Genomic DNA, 16967 nt, shown 5'->3' on the forward strand with positions numbered 1-16967 from the left:
ATAAATGCACATAACAAACGAGTAAAGTACAAGCCAGCTCTGGTGGGTTTGGTGCGCTCAACCCAAATCAATTTCAATAACTTCATCTTTTATTCGCTCCTGCTCATGCCTTTTTGTTAGGGAACAACTAAAAATTTCTCCATGAATTTTTCCCTGAGTTCTGCGGGTTCAAATTCTTTCTGTAGTTAGAAAACCAACGAGAACCTCTGCTCTAAGGAAGAAATCCATGGACGGATTTCTAGGTTTTTCTGAGTCAGGACGACTCATAAAAACCGTTCCTGACCCGCAAGTGCCCAAGCCAAGCAAAAAAGATTTTCTGGTTCCTCTTCCATCTTTGAAAGAGGAACTGGCGCACATAACACTGAGACTACTGAAACTGAATAACTAAATTGTGCGTCATATTCCGGAACCAGAAGCAGGGAGAATCACCAATCAACAACCAAAAAATAGGCCGCAACAATTGCGGCCTATTTCAATCACCTACAGAGATCAGAAAATCCTTTCAGATATCCGTCACCAATGCTTTAAACGATGGATTCAGCACCTCAGTGATCACTTTAACGAACGGCGCTCTCAGCAGGCTGAAATGATCTGCCCGACTGGGGATACAGTGAAGATTGGACAGTTGTTCCTGCCATGCTTCTCTGACACCGCTTTCCATATCTTGTGTCATCACCAGATTGACCTGCACTTCCGGCAGAACTGCCGGCTGATATGGTGTCCGGAGATTGGTGACGAAGACATGGAAGATGCCGTCTAAATCATCAACACTGGCATTTTTGGTCAGAATGCCCTGCTCAACCAGATAACGATGGACCAGTGTTAAACGCTCTCTCTGCTCCATACCTTTCAGGTCTTGTTCTGTCAGGCCTAAAGCAGCGCCCTGTTTCTCAAACTGTTCAATGAGAAGCATCAGTGCCGACAAGTCACTGTATTCCTGCGGTGTCGCATCCGGTGCTTCAGAGTCAGCCACAGTCAGAGACGCAACTTTGATACCTTCGGCTTCCAGTAATGCAGCCAGTTCCAGCGCAACCCAGCCACCAAATGAGTGACCGACGATATGGATCGGGCCGACACATGCTCTGGCTTCAAGCGCCTTCAGGTAGAAAGATGCCGCCGCCTCAACCGTTGTATGCGGAATATCACCACCTTTCAGGCCGCGAGGCTGGAAGCCGAGTACTGTCCAATTGGCTTCCAGTGACTGAACCAGCCCCAGAAAGGCACAGACATTATCACCGGCTCCCGGAATACACAGTACTGTCGGGCCGTTACCATAACCTTCCTGTAAAGTGACGATCGGATCATACTCGGCATTGCGCATCACTTTCCCGGCTGCATAGTTTTGCTCCCGGTCATGTAGATCTTTTGAAATCGCCTGCCCCAGATAACCAATATAAGGTTCAACAATCAGGTGGTAATGGGTTGTTCCCTGAATTGTCGTCGGCCGGATGGATGTTTCAGGTAAGAAACCATTCCAGCGCAGATAAGGCACAACATCGGCAGCCTCACCTTCCGGACGCAGCTCGGCAACGTACAGGTCGATATCAACCGGCAGATTTCTGTACTCATATTCAGCCCGGATCAGCGCCTCCCGGTGCAGCATCCAGTTCATGAAGTAAGTATCTGTCCAGCCAGCGGGCAGCATGCCCATATCTTTGGCCATCCGATAGTGATCTTTCCAGGTCATCCCGTCTTCCAGTGTACTTTCCGCTTCTGCCAGACCATAGATGTCATAGGCAAGACCATCGTAGATCTCCTTACTCATCAGCAGGATTTTCTGCTCTTCGGTCAGCACTTCCTCACCGACATGACGTGGTACGATCGCTTTCTCTGCGGTGGTATCAATCACACCAATGTATTCAATCTCCTGATCTTGTCCCAGCAGTTGCAGCGCAACTTCATAAGCCAGTGTTCCTCCCAGAGAAATTCCCGTCATCCGGTAAGGACCTTCCGGCTGGGTTTCACGGATAATCCGCACATACCGGGCGGCAGCGCCCTGAACGGTATAGAACGGCGGAGTGCTGCGATCCGGAGCCACCAGCCCGTAAACCGCGATATCCTTATCGATATAGGAAGTCAGCAGTGGCGAGTAAAGCATTTCCCCGCTGGCTTCCGGTACGATAAACAGTGGCCGCTGATCACCGGTGACCGGACGAAGTGCAACCGCATGTTCAATCAGCGTTGCGGAACTCCGCTGGATGTAATCGGCAATATCAGCCAGCCGGGACGCGGAGAACAGTGTCGATAATGTCAGCTCATAACCGTGTTGGCGGGCCTCATTAAGGAACTGAACCGCGACCAGCGAGTGTCCGCCCAGCTCGAAGAAGCTGTCGTTACGACCAACTTTCTCCACCCCGAGCAGACGTTGCCAGATCGCTGCAATGGTTTCTTCCACCTCACCTTCCGGCGGAATATAGACCTGAGTGACAAAATCAGCGGCATCCGGTTCGGGCAGTGCTTTGTGATCCACTTTACCGTTCGGTGTCAGCGGAATGTGTTCCAGTTTCACATAAGCCGCAGGAACCATGTAATCCGGCAGACGGGCAGCCAGATAAGCCCGCAGTGGTGCGGTCTGAGCATTACCAACATAGTAAGCGACTAAGCGCTGATCGTTATTCTGCGTTTTGGCAGCTATGACGATCGCTTCATCAACGCCATGATGGGTGCTCATACAGGTACTGATTTCGCCCAGTTCGATCCGGAAACCACGGATTTTCACCTGGCTGTCATTCCGGCCCAGATACTCCACCGTACCATTTTCTGACCAGCGCCCTAAATCGCCGCTCCGGTACATCCGGGCTCCGGCTTCAGAAGAGAACGGATCATCGAGGAAACGTTCGGCAGTCATCTCAGGGAGGTTCAGATAACCTCTGGTGACACTCTTGCCACCGATATAGATTTCCCCTTTCACGCCCATCGGCACCGGTTGCCGGTATTCATCCAGAATATAGATGCTGGTATTGTCGACCGGTTTTCCGATATGCAGTACGGCATCTGTCGGCAGCATGGTTCCCGACGTTGCAACCACAGTGGTTTCCGTTGGTCCGTAGTTATTCACCAGCGTAAACGATGTCTCCGGATGCGGATGATGATTGAGGCGATCGCCACCAACCAGCAGTGTCCGCAGTGTCGGATGGTCAAGTCGTCTTGCCAGCACCAGTTCAGCAATCGGTGTCGACAGGAAACCGACTTCGATCGGTTGTGACATCCACCACGCCAGCAGTTGTTCCGGATCGCGGGAAATATCGAGTGTCGGCAGCATCAGATGTGCACCGGTGCAGAGTGGCGGCCAGACTTCCCAGACTGTTGCATCGAAACCAACCCCGGCCACACTGGAAACACAGGTTCCGGGCTGAATACCAAAGGACTGATTATGCCAGTGAACCAGATTCGCCAGATTCCGGTGTTCAACCATGACGCCTTTCGGTTGTCCGGTCGAACCGGAGGTATAAATAATATAAGCCAGATGATCGGGGCGGATATGACCAGACTGCGGATTGTGTTTCGGATAGGCACTCCACAGAAACGCATCGGTACACACGTTAATCACCTGAACTTCTGTCTTACCGATAATCGTTTCCGGCTCAAGAATACCATCCGACAGAATCAAAGTCGGCTGACTGTCAGAAACCATGTACTGCAAACGATCAGCCGGATAGGTCGGATCCATCGGAATGTAACATCCGCCCGCTTTGAGCGTCGCCAGCATGGCAACCATCAGGTCGGTGCCCCGGTCAAAACAGAGACCAACCCGTTGATCCGGTGCAACACCCTGAGCCCGCAGATAATACGCCAGACTATTTGCTTTGCGGTTCAGCTCGCCATAGGTCAGTTGTTGAGATTCACTGACGGCAGCCATGACATCCGGATATTTATCAGCCTGCTTTTCAAACAGCGTATGCACACACACTTCGGTCACAGCAGATGTCTGCGTGGTATTGAATTGTTCGACCAGCCTGCGGTACTCATCTTTCGGCAGTACATTCAGTGAATGAATCGCCCGCTTCGGCTCGGATTCCAGTGCCGTTGCCAGCTCACGCAGAGCACGCATCACCATCGCTCCGATCCGCTCACAGCCGATACTTCCGTCGACCTGAATGTCCAGAGAGAATCCCTGCTGCGGATTATCGTTCACAGAAAGCGTGATCGGATAGTTGGTCCGTTCTTCAGTAAACAATAGGTTCATCGGTCCGGTATCAAGACCCATCTGACTGTTTCCACCATCGTAGCGATAGTTCAGCAAACTACTAAACAGTGGTGTCTGCGGTGCGACAGCACTACATTGTTGTGCCAGAGACAGAGAACCATGCTCGTATTCGAGAATATCAGCGAGATGTTTGTGGGTGTACTGAACTGCTTCCGCAACCGCTTCATCAGAAAAAGATAACCGTAACGGCAGGGTATTCAGGAACATCCCCAACACCCGGTCAGCACCTTCCCCGCCGGCCATACGACCGAACAGAACCGTACCGAAGACCACATCATCACGACCGGTTGTTGCCCGGACAACAAGTCCCCAGGCCAGATGGAACAGGCTGGCAGCACTCACACCCTGACGGCGTGCCTGCTCACGTAACTGCTGCGCAAGGTCATCGTCAACCGGGAGATGCAACTCATGAATCTCATGACCGTCGCCCTGAACATTCAGCAACCCAAACGGAGCGGAAGGCTCATCAATATCGCCCAGACGTTCTCTGAAGTAAGCGGCCTGTTTTTCCGGATCATTATCAATGCGGCTTTCAAAGACAAAGTTCCTGAACGGGAGCGGTTTCGGCAATTGATCGGCCTGATTCAGCAGATGTGCCTGAACCTCTTCCATCATCAGTTCCAGCGTGGTGTGATCCAAACAGAAATGGTGCATCAGCAGACACAGTAGCCAACGATCTTCAGCAGCATCTTCAACCTGATAGGTTTCAATCATCGGAGCCTTGTGAACATCCAGTCGAGTACTGGCCGGATCAAACCGCTGCTGAATCGCTTTGACGATATCATCCCCTTTGAGCGTCAGTTGCGTCAGTGGTAACACAGCATCCCGCCATACCACCTGAACCGGCACATCAAGCTGATCCCAAACGATACTGGTCCTGAGAATATCATGGCGTTTCACCACCGCCTGAAGCGCATCGACAAATTGCAACAACTCATGCTGAGTGGAGAACGCTTTGATCGCCCGCGTAATATAAGGGTCACCTTTCTCTTCCAGTAAGTGGTGGAAAAGAATGCCTTCCTGCAATGGCGCTAACGGATAAACATCCTGAATATTGGCGGCACCTCCGGGAACGGTCGCCGCAATGGTATCAATCTGAGACTGACTCAGTTCAACCAGCGACAGCATGTCCGGCGTGATCTGCGTACATTCCGCCGGAATCAGATTCTGAGGTACCAGAAGCTCGGGTTTCGCCGATGCCTGTTCCAGCGTCCGGGCAAGACCGGCCAGCGTCGGTGCGGTAAACAACGATTTAATTGCCAGATGATAACGGTGATGGCGCAGCCGCTCTATCAGCTGCACCGCAAGCAACGAATGCCCGCCCAGTTCAAAGAAATTATCGTGGCGTCCGACCCGGTCAACTTTCAGCAGCGACTGCCAGATCACTGCCAGTAGTTGCTCTACACCTCCCCGTGGTGGCTCATAGTCACGATGGACAAATGCAGATGCATCCGGCTCCGGTAATGCTTTATGATCAATTTTACCGTTTGCTGTCAGCGGAATCGCATCCAGCCCGACAAAGGCAGCAGGAACCATGTAGCTGGGAAGCGCTTCGCTCAAACGCTGTTTCAGCAATTCAATCGCAACCGACTCATTTTTCTGACAGGTGTAATAAGCGACCAGACGTTCGGCATTCTCACCGGCACCTGAGACTGTCACCACGGCGTTCTGTATTCCCGGACAGGCCTGCAATGCCGTGGCAATTTCGCCCAGCTCAATCCTAAAGCCCCGGATTTTGACCTGACTGTCGTTCCGGCCCTGATACTCGATAGTGCCATCTACTCGCCAGCGCGCTAAATCGCCGGTCCGGTACATTCTCGCTCCCGCCCGTTCAGAGAAAGGATCAGCCAGAAAACGTTCCGTCGTCATTTCCGCACGATTCAGATAACCCCGGGCAACACCATGCCCACCAATGTAGATTTCACCGGTAACACCAACCGGAACCTGCCGTTGTAGTTCATCCAGAATATAGATGCTGGTATTGGCAATCGGACTACCGATATGCAGGACTGCATCTGTTTTCCGTACCGTAGCCGATGTCGCAACCACGGCTGTTTCCGTTGGTCCGTAGTTATTTACCAGAGTAAATGTGGCATCTTCATCCGGATGACGAGTCAGTCTGTCCCCGCCAACCAGCAGATAACGCAATGTTTCCGGGGCAATCCGGCGGGCAAATGCCAGTTCAGCGATCGGAGTCGGCAGGAATCCGACTTCAATCGGCTGCTCAACCCACCAGTTGAGTAGTTGCTCGGGATCCCGGGACATTTCCAGCGTCGGCATCGTTAATGTTGCACCGGCACTCAGCGGTGGCCAGATTTCCCAGACAACTGCATCGAACCCTAAACCAGCAACACTGGACGCATAAGTTCCCGGCTGCATATTGAATGCCCGGTTATGCCAGTTCACCAGATTCAGCAACTGGCGATGTTCAACCATGACACCTTTCGGCACACCGGTTGAACCGGATGTATAAATGATATAGGCCAGATTATCGGGACTGAGATCACCCGGATCCGGATTTGATGAAGGCTGCTCAAACCATAATCCCCGGTCCTGTTGCAGATGAATCACCCGCGGACCTGCGGTCAGCACATCTCCCACCAGTGAATCCAGATCAACCACACCATCAGTCAGAACAACAGCCGGTGCGCTGTCAGAGAGCATGTATTGTAACCGCTCAGCCGGATAGCCCGGATCCATCGGCACATAACCACCCCCAGCTTTCAGCGTTGCCAGCATTGCGATCAGCAGATCCGGTCCCCGTCCGCAACAGATACCAACTCTGGTTTCCGGACCGACACCGATAGAACGCAGATAATGAGCAAGACGGTTGGCACGAATATTCAGCCCACCGTAGTTCACGGTTTCACCGGCACAAACCAGTGCGGTATGTTCAGGCTCATCGCTGGCCTGTTGTTCGAACAGCTCATGAACACATCGTGCTGCCGGAAAAGTTATCTGGGTCCGGTTCCATGAATCAACCAGTGTCCGCTCTTCCGGCATCAGCAGATGGTAACGATTGATTGCCGTCAGCGGAGATTCAGATGCGGCGGCAGTGAAGAAATACATCAGACGGTGGAAGTGAGAAGCCAGTGTCATTTCACTATACAGGGCGGCATTGGCATCCAGGCACAGTTCCAATCCCTGCTGAGGACCACGATCACAGATATTAATCGACAGATCATCAATCGGACCCAGTGTCAGATTATTCACATTGACCGGTGCATCCCCGAACTTCATTTCGTATTCAAACGGCAGGATATTGATATGCGTCGAAAACAATAAATCACTCTCGGTAATCATTCCCAGATCTGCGGCCAGATCTTCTCCTCGATAGCACTGATGCCGGACAGCGCCCAGAATACGGCGTTTCACCTGAGCAACAATATCGGTCAGAGTATCCTCAGATCCAATCTGAAGCCTGAGTGGCAGTACATTCGAAACCATACCGGGAAATGATCGCAGTGTTCTATTGGTTCGGGCAACCATCGGGCAGCCGACGACCAAATCTTCTTCTCCGGTAACCCGGTTCAGATAAATCGCAATTAAAGCGATGAGCAGTTGCGGAACCTGACTTTTACACTCAACAGCAAGATTCCGTAGCATCCGGTTGGTTGATGCCGGTAAATACATTTGCTGACGAATAATATCCGTACAGGTCGCTTTTGTATCAGCCAGGCTGACAGGAGCAGGCCTGTCTTGCAGGACATCCATCCAATATTCTCTGTCCCGTTGATAATTTTTCGACGTCTGATATTCACGTTCGATTTCCAGTGCATCAGACAACGAAATAAAATTGCAGGCAGGTGGCTCTTCTCCGGCTACGAGTGCTGAATATATCTCAGCAACCCGACTGGACAAAAGCACGCCACCAAAGCCATCCAGAACCAAATGGTGAACACATGCGTAATACCAAAAACGTTCCGGACCAAGTTGCAGCAATGCAAAAGAAAACGGAGGCCCTTGCCGGAGATCAAAAGGCCGGGCCAAATCATGATTAATCCACGCTTTAGCAGCAAATTGCGGATCTACTTCTGTCTGAAAGTCCAGAATCGGCAACTCCCAATCAGGAGCAACACCAAAGCGCTGCTTTGGCCCCTGAGCAGTCAGTTCAAAGACTTGCTGAAAGGTTTCGATCTCTTTGGCTGTCCTGCGGATAGCGATTTCGAAAATATCTGGCTGTACAACACCTGTTATTTCCAGATATTCGGTGATTTTAAATATTTTTCCATGAGCATCCGGATTTAACTCCTGAGCAAACCAGATTCCCCTTTGAGCCGAAGATAATGGAAGCGCCAAATGACTTTCTCCCTCTAATTGAATAGAGGATTTATGGTTATCATTCATATTAATATTCACTCACACATTCTAATGAAATAATTCTCAACGCACAGATATAAAAATGACTAATGTCAAAACGATGACAAATTTAATTAAATTGCCATTGCTTTACTTTGTATAATAAATCAACATCCAATTCAATCATGGTTATTTGAGTAAAATATTAAATAAGAAATAGGCAATAAATATAAAAAACAAACAAAAACAACCGATAAAACATGAAAATCAGTATTAATTTGATTTAATTTAATGAAATACTCAGTTATCAGTGTGATTTTTCTTTTTTATTTTTTGGTAAAAAATCAAATTTAGTAGAAAATTAACTGATAATTGAAACATTACTAGAGCATTAAAAACATCGTCCAAATACAGAAATAACCCAATAAAACATATACATAAGTCACAAAAATAAAATAGTCTCAAAATTAATACAATAATCGACGTGGTCCAATTTGTTTCAGATAAAAACCCATATATTATAAGAAAAAAGCTGGAAAATTTTTATACAACAAATTACAACAACCAGACATGAGATTTATTTAAAACATTAATTAAATAAACAAAAGCAAACAAAAATACGACAGTTATTTTTTAATATAACTGTCGATTGATAGATTGAAAATTCAATATAAAATTGAAATGATTAATTTGTTTTATATAGTCCTAGAAATACTATCTATTACAATGAGAACAATATATTCCCTTTAAATAATTTAATCTCTTCATAATACAACTTCTATTAATTGAGGTCCGGAACATTGCATTGCCTCCCGAAAAACCATATCAAATGACTTGCGGGTTTCAGTTCTCACTGCCCGGACTCCCATACCAGATGCAAGACTCAGCCAGTTGATCGATGGATTTTCAAGACTCATTAGAGATGCAGCAGATTGCCCCTGATGCATTGCACCAACCCGTTTCAGTTCATTATCCAGAATGTTATATGAGCGATTGCTATACACAACCGTCACAACATCCAGATTTTCTCTCGCCTGCGTCCAGAGAGACGGTAACAGATACATCGCACTGCCATCTCCCTGTAAATTGATAACTTTACGCTCCGGGCACGCAATTGCAGCACCGATTGAAACCGCCATCATACTGCCCAAAGCACCACCGGTCAGATTGAGATAATCGTGTGCCGCCGCAGTCTCCGTAATATCATAATAAGGAAAACCTGAAGATGCAGACTCATCTGTGATAATCGCATTTTCCGGCAAATACCGGGCAATGACCTGCATAACAAACTCCGCGTTCACATCTCCGTCAAGCGCATATTCGGGAGCCTTATGTCTGGTCCGGAATGGTTCGGTTTGGGTAGCACCGCAGGCATGAGCCAAATCTTCAAGCGCCTGGAGACTGTCTTCATGGGCTTCAGTCAAGCGGGTAAGGCGGCAACCTTCAGGTGTCAGCCAGCTTGGTTTATCCGGGTAGGCAAAAAAGCTGACCGGAGGCTTTGCTCCGACCAGAACGATTAACTCGGTTCCGGCCAGAAAATCAACAACCTGTTCAGAAAAATAGGGTAAACGCTCAACCGCGACCCGCCCGGCACCACGCTGAATACGGGGAGCAAAAGTATCACACAACAATCGGGCTCCGGTTTTTTCAGCAATCCGTCCGGCAGCAGTTAATCCCGGTTCCAGCAGTGCGGCGCCACGCATCAGAATCGCAGTTTTCAATCCACTGTTGAGCAGCTCCGCCACTCGATGAACAGTTTCAGCAGAGACGGTTGCTGGCGTTGACGGTGCCAGACACGAAGCGACACTTTCAGCTTCGTTCCATGCAATATCTGCCGGTAAAATCAGTGTTGCAATCTGCCCCGGAGACTCCGAAGCAACCCGAACGGCACGCGCAGCATCTGCTCCAACCTGCTGTGAAGAGGAAGAGGTATACACCCACTCAGAAACCGGGCGGGCAAAGCCATGAATATCAGAAGTAAGCGGCGCATCATACTGCAGGTGTGTTGTCGCATGATCTCCGACAATATTCACAATCGGAGAATCAGCACGTCTGGCGTTGTGCAGATTTGCCAGACCATTTGCCAGCCCCGGACCTAAATGGAGCAATGTACAGGCAGGCTTACCAGTCATCCGCCCATATCCGTCTGCCGCACCGGTAGCGACATTTTCCTGAAGCGCCAGAACCGGACGCATACCCGATACACGATCTAAAGCTGCAACAAAATGCATCTCTGACGTCCCGGGATTTGCAAAACACACTTCGACACCGTTTTCGACCAGTGTACGCAACAAGCTCTCAGCACCATTCATAGGACAACTTTTGACTACATCATTCATTGATGAAGACTCCTGATTGTATCCTGCAAGAGAGGTAAGACATAAATGCACCTCTTTATCAAAATTAATACATTCGATGCATGTTATTTCATAAATATGTGTCTTTACACCTATTTTGCACTGCTCAGAGCTGCAACCAGTTTCTATAAAAATACAGACCTATTCTTTGGATAAATAAAAAAGCCTCCCTACAGTAGGGAGGCTAATACAATCATGAACTTATCTTTTTAAATGTTACTGTCGGTATTCTCGTCCGACTGGCATTTCTTCTTCGAAATCACTCCGGAACGGGTTGATATCCAGCCCACCCCGGCGCGTATACCGGGCAAATACTGTGAGCTTTTCCGGCTGACAACAGCGCTTGATATCAGAGAAAATACGCTCAACACACTGCTCGTGAAATTCATTATGTCCCCGGAAAGAGATGATATACCGAAGTAGTTTTTCCCGGTCAATCTCTGCTCCCTGATAACGAATATAAACACTTCCCCAGTCGGGCTGATTGGTTACCAGACAATTCGATTTCAGCAGATGAGAACAGATTCTTTCCTCAACCACGGTCTCAGAAGCCGCACCTAAAAGCAGATCCTCATCGTACTCATAACTATCAATTTCAATATCAAGATCATCAATACATACAAAAGACCGATCCGAACGAATATCCTGTTCTTCATCAACCCGGCTCAGTTTCACCCGGACATCACCACCCGATGTTGCACTCAGATCCTTCGTCAGGGTTTCAATCAAGACTTGCTCTGAAACAAATGGCGTCTGATTCAGACTGTTCAGATACAATTTAAAAGATTTAGACTCAATCAGGTTTGGGCTGGTACATGGAATCATAAATTCCGCGACAGCAACCATCGGTTTGCCTTTCGTGTTCAGCCAGGAAAGCTCATAGCCGGTCCACAGATCGTATCCGGTAAAGGCATCACTGTCACAAGCAGTGATATTGCCACGCCCACGAGCCCGGGGAATCGGATCCAGCAGTTCCGGTGTATAGGTAGAAATATAATCGGTTTTTTTCCCGAGATTTTTAGAATAAGTTGTATCCATAATAATCCACTAACGTTGTCGTTTATTTATCGATTGATATATTTATTGAACAGAGCTCTGGCACCATATATTGGACCAACACCGATAATTGCATAGACACTTTTCACGACAACCTGACAGATAAACATACTCCATAGAACCGTTGGGCTGAGAATGTGGCTGAATGCCAGGTAGATGAAAATAGCACTGTCGATCAATGACGCAAAAAACGTACTGAAGAAGACCCGGACAACCAGCCGCTTTCCGTTAGTCAGCTGTTTGATTTTCTGCAACAGGTAAGCATTGACGTTTTCCGAAACAAAATAGGCGATCATTGAAGCCAGAAAAACTGAGTTAATACTATGAATAATCGATTGATAGCTCTCATTCACTACTTCCCAATCGCTGATCGTTGGTGCATAACCAGAAAGATTGAGCATAAACAATAGAAAAGCGTTGGTTACCGTCGACAGAAGGATTGCAGCCCGGGCCATACGCAATCCATAAAATTCGTTGAGAATATCGACCAGAATAAATGAGATTGGATATAAGAAGATAGCGAAGGGAACAATGAATCCGGAGTTTGCAATTTCAATCGGCTTTACACCGGTTACATTGGACAGAATAAAAACTGCTGAAAGAATCGTCGCAATGACGGCAAACGTAATCCAGTAAGATTCTTTCCTATCTTTAATGTCATAAGCTCCCTGAAATCCTTCAGCACTATATAGCTTACGGCAAATTTCTTTCGTCTCTATCGGGCTGAGATCCTCTGCGACTGTACTGTTGAAAATTTCATTGAGTGGTATTGATAACTGTTTACCTGTCGCCAGAACCATCACATTGGCAACATGTTCAGGATGACGGCTGAACCCGATCAGCTTGTACTTTCTATTTTGCATGTAATCGTTCCTCTCTGACACACCCAATCAATACTTCACCATTTCTGAGCACATAATTTTCAGACTCAATTTTCAAAGAATTTCTGGATGTTAAAATAACAAGATCATCAATATCGTTCCGTTTAAAACGTTCAATAACCAACAGCGCACCAATTTGATACCGGTGTGTAAATGGTGTTGTGATACTTAACCCAATCATGTTCGATTCATCCGAAAAATAATATGTTGTCGGATGACTGACAATTAACTCACCAATATATTTATCTAAGGAAGCTATTAGCTCTTTCTCATTAACAATGGGAATACATAATGGATTTTTATTCCCATCCGGAGATATCAGTTGATTCCGGTACTCGATCGCTTCCAGATTACTCTCTTCAATGACATTGCAGGTTGTACCGAAGAAACTGGCAATTTTTTCAACTGTCTGAGTCTGAATGCGGTCAACCTTACCATCCAGGATATTGTAAATTGTCGTTCTGGTTATTCCCGTACGTTCAGAAAAGGACTTCTTCGTTTCATTCCGACTTTTAATCGCATAAGAAATATTGTTTTTAATATTATCTATTTTGTCTTGTTTACTTAATTTCATGCACCGCCCAACCATACACCGAACAACAAACACAAATGAACAGCGAAATAAATAGTGTGATATAGATCAACATTAGACAACCAAACATTGAACATATTTGCCCGTTATTTGTAAAATAATCATAAGACTCCACTTCTTATATAATAAACAGCTAAGTTTCATCTATTGATTAATTCGCAAATTTATGATCAGTAATTATTAAAATCAATACAATATTAACAACAAAGCATTAATTACATAAATATCAATTAAAATAATGGTTAGGATATTATGGGTACAATGTCAGAATTAAAAGAAAATGAAAGTGGCGTTGATGATGTACTATTCTGGTGTCATGTAGTCAGCCAGTGCAGTGTGCCGATGGAAGGAGAACTTTCACCAGCCGAAAAAGATGCACTACACCGAGCAATCATGGCGCTACATACAACGACCACACTCTATACCAACAGTACGACAGAAACGGTCGCAACAGAGGTATAGAGATATTTTCATTGGCATGGGAGTGCTACACACTTCCAGAGCTTTTGCATACTCAAAAACCTACTGATATCTTCCACGAGATTAGTAGGTTCTTCCCAGCCTCACAGCATACTCACACAATATCTGCCATTTACCGTTCAGGATGCAATTTCCTGTTGCGGTTGTTGTTTCCGGGACCGGTAAGTCGCCACAATCATGTAAGTCACGGGGATCAGACATGCAGCATAAATTACTTTAAACCCGTAATTATTAATAATTTTGACAAACAGGTCTGTACTCGCGGACGTGCCAAAGAACAAGCCAATCCAGATAATCGTATACGAGATTTGTCCGATGGTTGTCGACACAATGCACCGGAACCACAATGGCGCAACAGCCAGCCGATAACGAATTGTTCTGAAAACCAGATTGTTGGTCTGATCCGCAACCAGCAGGCAAAGCGCATTGATCAGATAAAGTTTTGGCAGCTTGGTAAACACTTCCTGATAAGCAGGAGCCATATCAAAAACATGCGTTGTCAGATAAACCAGTGCTGAAGCAATCACCATGATGGCAGCGGCAACAAAAGTCAGCATACGTGCATAACGGTACTGAAAGATTTCATTGACTGAATCCAGAATGATGAAGGTCAGCGGAAAAATGAGAATCCCCGCTGGCTGGAAGGTACTGAGTACATGTACTGCATTTGGAGACATCGGAATAGCCAGCAGCAAAAAGCTCAGGTAGAGCGCAAATAATCCACCCAGCCAGAACAGATCATACTCCATCTTAGGGGGAATATATGCTGAAGCCAGCTCACGGATCCGTGCCCTGTCTTTTCCGTCAAACAACAACAGTATATTTTTTTGCAACATTTCGTTGGGTGCAGCTTTGAGAGTGGTTCCCGATTCAGACTGATAAGTAATGGAATCCGGTGAAGATTTTAAAATTTTAAGCTTTTTCATATTCATACATCTCTTGAGCAAGGATTGCTTCGATTTTTCCCAAAACTGACGGTTGAGAGAGTGTCATGTTTTCCAGACTGAGCCATTCCAGATGTGTTACCCGATCAATTCTCTGGGCAAGAACCGGACCACGCTTCCCCTGAACCAGATAAAAACCATCGCCCTGTTTTTTCGGAGCAATAAGCACAAGTACACCTGGGGGAAATGAGGGAATTGAAACCATTCCGAAATGTTCATCAGTAATACATATCCCTGTAGGTAACGTGCAATGTCCGGCGATACATTGCAGTTCAGGTAATGCTGCGTCATAAACAGGAAATACAGCCTGCTCAGCCTCTTCTTCCGGTCCCCCTTTCCCGGTGAGTAACCAGGCGTATGAGACTTTCAGATAAGTTGCTATTGAAGGCAGGTGTTTCTTCGGTGTTTGAATACGTCCCGTAATAATGTTGCTGATGTGTCCTTTACTGAGACTAAGCTCCTTTGCCATTTTTGAAGCATTGACTCCCCGCATCAACATCACTTCTCTGAGCCGTTCTCCCACATGTTCCATTTATGATACCAATTCATATTCCGCATATAAAACAGTTTTATATTAACATAAATGCATTGTATTTTAAAAACGTCGGATTAGAATTCAATTATCAGTATTATTTTTTAATACCAAACTTATAAATATAAATCAGTACTTCTATGTCAATGGCTATCAAACACAGTTACTTAAATACACTTGCAGCACAAGTACAATGTATTAATGAACAGTTATCGGGGGTGAAGCGGGAACGGCTTTCTCTGGTGAATACTGATCATGGATACCGCATCGAAAAGATGAATCCGAGTGCACACAACTCTACCATTCTGTTTCAGGGGAAGGGACGAGCATGCCATGTCTTTCTGAATGGCTATCAATCATTCTTTTTTACAGAGTAACGTTCCGTTTGAAAGAATGAATTGATAGCGAAAGGCTAACCCCGGCTATTGAGGCGGACAACAGGAATATCTTTTCTCACCAGAGAGCGGCTATTGATCGCTTTCATTGTGGTGCCTGCCAGAAAGGTGTCCCGGTGCGTATAATAGCTGTTGAGTGGATGGTTATAGGTTTGCGGTGCTCTCGGTGGAACACCGACAGACGCTTTTTGTCGCGAATGGGTGATCTGAGACTTAATATTCAGTATGTCTCCGATTTTCAGAGTCATCGGATCGATATGGTACTGAGGGTTTAAATCCAGCAGTTCTTTCGCCGACAATCCATAGCTCATAGCAATTTCAAGCCAGCTTTCCCGCCGGTTTGTCCCGGGAATACGCTGCACAGTATGAAGCACTTCTGCCGGGGCTTCCGTTTGTTCAGCCAGCATCTTCTCTGACGGACGCAACACAACCGGCTCACGTGTTATTTCCAGTAAAGCCTGAAGATCCAGTCTGACCGCATGTTTATCCAGCCAGGTCTCATTCAGAGCATCAAGCTGCGCCCGGGTGATTGGTTTTTTAAGGTAAAGCAGATGTTGATTATGAACATCCCGACAGCCAATCTTCCAGAAAACCAGCAATGCATCATGGGCACAGGGACAACCTCTGGCCTGATTGAGTTTTTCATGTCTGGAAAGTGTGGCATAAAAACTTCCCGACCCGCCCGGCATCAGATGATATTCCTGCACAAGTCTGGCCTGATGAAAATGGTAAATATATCCTTCCGTCGGCAGCCCCAGATGGTCACCAACCTGAACCGCTGGCTGCACCGGAATAAAAGCCTCCCGGACAAAGCCAGAACCAATCGGTTTCACCTGAATCGGGTGCGGAACGCTTACCCCTAACGGGCTGAGATCGTTAAACGCCATAATCCGCTTCGGATCATTATAAGCCGTATAGTAGGTATAGCGGGTTCCATACTCCGTCGTATACTGATTCTGCGGGCTGGTCGTCAACTCGGTCTCTTGCCCTTTCAACGCAAACCCATAACGGAGCATCGAACGCCGGGATTCATCCGAACAGGCGATTTCCAGATGATATTCAAACCTGACATTCGGTATCTGATCCGGACGTTCAGGAAGAGTCGGTGCTGCACTGTGAGAAGATGTTGAGAAAGAAGACTGAAGATGATTCGATTCTGCGAGGATATCGGCATTAATTTTTGATTGAATCATACGGGTTCACTGACGTTTCTTATTGATGAGT

The 16967-nt window shown here is 46.9% G+C and carries 9 protein-coding genes; 1 reads left to right on the top strand and 8 read right to left on the bottom strand.

Annotation, left to right across the window (positions count from 1 at the left end):
• Positions 1 to 502: 502 nt before the first annotated feature.
• From OCU74_RS15785 to OCU74_RS15805, 5 genes are all read right to left on the bottom strand, one after another.
• Positions 503 to 8506: a non-ribosomal peptide synthetase gene (locus tag OCU74_RS15785; RefSeq protein WP_159457448.1), complete on the bottom strand. Its 8004-nt coding sequence runs from the start codon at positions 8504 to 8506 to the stop codon at positions 503 to 505.
• A gap of 764 nt (positions 8507 to 9270) precedes the next feature.
• Positions 9271 to 10845, bottom strand: coding sequence for an acetolactate synthase large subunit (locus OCU74_RS15790; RefSeq protein ID WP_200807762.1), 1575 nt, complete (start codon positions 10843 to 10845; stop codon positions 9271 to 9273).
• A gap of 234 nt (positions 10846 to 11079) precedes the next feature.
• Positions 11080 to 11901: an NADPH-dependent 7-cyano-7-deazaguanine reductase QueF gene (queF, locus tag OCU74_RS15795; RefSeq protein WP_087481968.1), complete on the bottom strand. Its 822-nt coding sequence runs from the start codon at positions 11899 to 11901 to the stop codon at positions 11080 to 11082.
• Positions 11902 to 11927: 26 nt separating this feature from the next.
• Entirely contained in the window at positions 11928 to 12782 is an 855-nt protein-coding gene (locus tag OCU74_RS15800; protein ID WP_087481969.1) for a queuosine precursor transporter, read from the bottom strand.
• Positions 12772 to 13374, bottom strand: coding sequence for a helix-turn-helix domain-containing protein (locus OCU74_RS15805; RefSeq protein ID WP_159457449.1), 603 nt, complete (start codon positions 13372 to 13374; stop codon positions 12772 to 12774). Before OCU74_RS15805 ends, OCU74_RS15800 begins: the two co-directional genes overlap by 11 nt.
• Positions 13375 to 13653: 279 nt before the next feature.
• Here OCU74_RS15805 and OCU74_RS15810 point away from each other — a divergent pair, with 279 nt between their 5' ends.
• A complete protein-coding gene (locus tag OCU74_RS15810) occupies positions 13654 to 13854 on the top strand; it encodes a hypothetical protein (protein WP_143693259.1) in 201 nt (66 codons plus the stop codon).
• A gap of 137 nt (positions 13855 to 13991) precedes the next feature.
• Here the strand turns inward: OCU74_RS15810 and OCU74_RS15815 are convergent, their stop codons facing one another.
• From OCU74_RS15815 to OCU74_RS15825, 3 genes are all read right to left on the bottom strand, one after another.
• Entirely contained in the window at positions 13992 to 14798 is an 807-nt protein-coding gene (locus OCU74_RS15815; protein WP_159457450.1) for a VUT family protein, read from the bottom strand.
• The gene (locus OCU74_RS15820) at positions 14785 to 15348 is read right to left on the bottom strand and encodes a helix-turn-helix domain-containing protein (protein WP_087481973.1); all 564 of its coding nucleotides are present in this window, start codon (positions 15346 to 15348) and stop codon (positions 14785 to 14787) included. Before OCU74_RS15820 ends, OCU74_RS15815 begins: the two co-directional genes overlap by 14 nt.
• Before the next feature lie 412 nt (positions 15349 to 15760).
• Complete coding sequence (locus OCU74_RS15825) at positions 15761 to 16936, bottom strand: LysM peptidoglycan-binding domain-containing protein (RefSeq protein WP_087481975.1); 1176 nt, start codon at positions 16934 to 16936, stop codon at positions 15761 to 15763.
• Between the last annotated feature and the right edge of the window lie 31 nt (positions 16937 to 16967).

It is taken from the genome of Vibrio mangrovi (genome assembly GCF_024346955.1).
Taxonomy (GTDB): domain Bacteria; phylum Pseudomonadota; class Gammaproteobacteria; order Enterobacterales; family Vibrionaceae; genus Vibrio; species Vibrio mangrovi.